The sequence below is a fragment of the Methanobrevibacter sp. genome, assembly GCF_045577275.1.
Lineage (GTDB): Archaea > Methanobacteriota > Methanobacteria > Methanobacteriales > Methanobacteriaceae > Methanobrevibacter.
The window spans coordinates 1-2,708 of the sequence record NZ_JAZNIB010000270.1 but is presented as its reverse complement, the minus strand read 5'-3'; the positions used below and the strand labels follow the sequence as shown (position 1 = coordinate 2,708).

Annotated in this window: 3 protein-coding genes; all 3 read right to left on the bottom strand. The window is 33.3% G+C overall.

Translation table 11 applies throughout. From position 1 onward, the window contains the following. Positions 1 to 45: 45 nt before the first annotated feature. A complete protein-coding gene (locus ACKI67_RS07930; protein ID WP_407462960.1) occupies positions 46 to 342 on the bottom strand; it encodes a putative quinol monooxygenase in 297 nt (98 codons plus the stop codon). Between the two features lie 235 nt (positions 343 to 577). After that, a complete protein-coding gene (gene npdG / locus ACKI67_RS07925; RefSeq protein ID WP_407462959.1) occupies positions 578 to 1,261 on the bottom strand; it encodes an NADPH-dependent F420 reductase in 684 nt (227 codons plus the stop codon). Positions 1,262 to 1,362: 101 nt separating this feature from the next. Further along, on the bottom strand, positions 1,363 to 2,439 hold the full coding sequence (locus tag ACKI67_RS07920; RefSeq protein WP_407462958.1) for an NAD(P)-dependent alcohol dehydrogenase: 1,077 nt from the start codon (positions 2,437 to 2,439) through the stop codon (positions 1,363 to 1,365). Positions 2,440 to 2,708: the final 269 nt, after the last annotated feature.

Genomic DNA, 2,708 nt, shown 5'->3' with positions numbered 1-2,708 from the left:
AAAATAAAAAAAATAAAAAATAAATTTTTAAAAAATGTGGAAAAATTAGAGATCAGTTGCTTCTGCATTAAATACGTCGATAATGAGGTCTCCATCAACTAAACCTGCAATATTTTCTCCGAATTTAAGAAAATGATCAGTTTGTAAGTGTGCACCTAATATTTCTTTGGATTCCCATTGTTCTACAAATAACAATGTGCCATCACCTGTATTTGCATACAAGTTGTAATCTACATTTCCATCTTCTTTTCTTGAGTTTTCAATTAAGTCTTGTGCAAATTCTACGATTTTTTCACAAGCTTCTTCATCTTTAGGGATTGCTTTTGCTAAAACTATTATCATAAAATCACCAAATTTATAGATAGTTAAATTTATTATATCTTTTTAAAGATAAAAAGATATCTAATTAAAACGGAGATATTAAAATGAGATTTTCTATTTTTAAGTTAAATATATTAGAAAATTATGATAAGAGGCGACAATAATTTTCTAAATATTTAACTTTGGTTGAGAAAAACATCCAATTCTATGAGCATTATATCTAAACTTTGTTCAAATATAAATAGACAGAAATTGTTTATTCATCAAATTTTGGAATTCCAGTGATTCTGAGTCCACCGTAATGGGATCTGTATTTAATGTTCAATCCTATTAAGAGAGGTGTGATCTTTTCAATAACTCTGGATTTTTCTAAAATTCCGGTATCAATTGTTCTGACTCCTGGGAGTTTGTTTATGAGTTCTGTAGCGATTTCTTTTGCTTCATTATCATCTCCAGCAATCAAACAATCACAATCAATATCATTTGGAATGTTGGATAAGTGAGAGTTACTTATATTACAGAATGCACAGATTACCTTTGCACCTGTTCCATCTAAAATCTTAGCGGTTCTTTCTGCTGCTGAACCTTCCATCAAGTCAATGAAACGGAATGGTTTTCCACCGATAGCTGTTTCGAGTGGTACTGTAGCATCAAGGACAATCTTATCAGTACAGAATTCTTTTATTCCTTCAAGTGTAGGTTTTTGAGCTGCAAGAGGTACTGTGAGAATTAAAACATCTCCAGCTTTTGCTGCATCTTCATTTGCCATACCTACAATGTTTAAATCATAATCTTTAAGTTCTTCGATTGTTTCTTCAACAACAGTCAAAGCTTTTTCTTCTTTACGGGAACCTACAATAACCTCAACGCCTTCTATTGCAAATCTCTTTGCAATTCCTAAACCTTGAGGACCAGTTCCTCCAATAACTGCAACTTTCATTTTTTCCTCCACAATTATCTGAATAAATATTAATTTAAAAAAAAAGTAATGGAAATTAATCCATTACTTTTTTAACATCCATTTTACTACTATTAATGAGCTTAGTCAAGGTCTAACATTACAACAGGTTTGATTAAGTCTTTAGGTTTTTCTTTCATTAAGAGTAAAGCATCTTCGATTTTTTCAAGACCTTTGAATTTATGGGTAACTAATAATTCAGGATCTTGTCTGCCGTATAATGCTAAGTCAGCAAGTCTTTCCATTCTTACTGCTCCACCAGGACATAATCCGTTTTTAATGTTGATGTTGGACATACCGCAACCCCAGAGTTCACGTGGGATTAATACGTTGTCAGCACCACTTAAGTAGTTTACGTTGGATACGGTTCCTCCTGCTTTTGCTGAACCGATAGCTTCTTTCCATGTGTTTTCTAAGTTACCACCAGCAATAATTACGGAGTCTACACCTGCACCGTCAGTGAGTTCTCTGACTTGGTCATCAATTGCACCGTTCTTATAGTTGATGATGTCAGTTGCACCGTATTTTTTAGCAACTTCGACAGAAATTGGACGAGTACCAGCTGCGAATAATCTACCTGCACCTAAAAGTTTAGCACCAGCAATAGCGGAAAGACCTACTGCACCAATACCAATAACTAATACGGATCCACCTAATGGAATATCTGCGTTTTCAGATCCCATCATACCAGTAGACCACATGTCGGTTAACATTACAGCAGCTTCTTCTGACATTCCATCTGGAATTAAGGTTAAGTTTGCATCAGCCATGTTTACATGGAATCTTTCACCGAATACACCGTCTTTGAAGTTGGAGAATTTCCAACCACCGAGAGGTTCCATGGTTTGTGAAGGGTATCCTCTTTGAGCAGCTTCGTCATCCCAGTCAGGGGTGATAGCAGGTACAATTACACGGTCACCAGGTTTGAATTTTTTAACCATGCTACCTACTTCAACAACTTCACCAACAGCTTCGTGACCTAAGATCATGTCTCTTCTGTCACCGATTGCACCTTCCCAAACAGTGTGAATATCTGAAGTACATGGGGATACACAAGTTGGTTTAATGATTGCGTCCATTGGTCCACATTCAGGTACTTCTTTTTCTACCCAACCGATTTCATTGAGTCTTTTCATTGCAAATCCTTTAAAAGTTGCCATCTTTTTCACCTCAAATAATTTAAAAATATTTATATAATCCATTTTTTTCAAAAAGAAAAAATTCTTCTTAAAAACATTGAAAACAGTAAAAATCTTAAAAAAATCAAGATTTAAAACTATTTAAAACCCTTATTTTCTAAAGAAACAATAAATAATCAAGTTAATTTAGAAACCAACAGATTATATATAAATACTTTCTAAATAAAGATTTAAAAAATTTCATATATAAAATTTACTATTTTTTTATAGATTAAAATCAAATTAAAGGA

What these genes read in the sequence shown, in the direction of transcription:
- ACKI67_RS07920 (WP_407462958.1), bottom strand. Translation starts at nt 2,439, where the DNA reads ATGGCAACTTTTAAAGGATTTGCAATGAAAAGACTCAATGAAATCGGT.
- npdG (WP_407462959.1), bottom strand. Translation starts at nt 1,261, where the DNA reads ATGAAAGTTGCAGTTATTGGAGGAACTGGTCCTCAAGGTTTAGGAATT.
- ACKI67_RS07930 (WP_407462960.1), bottom strand. Translation starts at nt 342, where the DNA reads ATGATAATAGTTTTAGCAAAAGCAATCCCTAAAGATGAAGAAGCTTGT.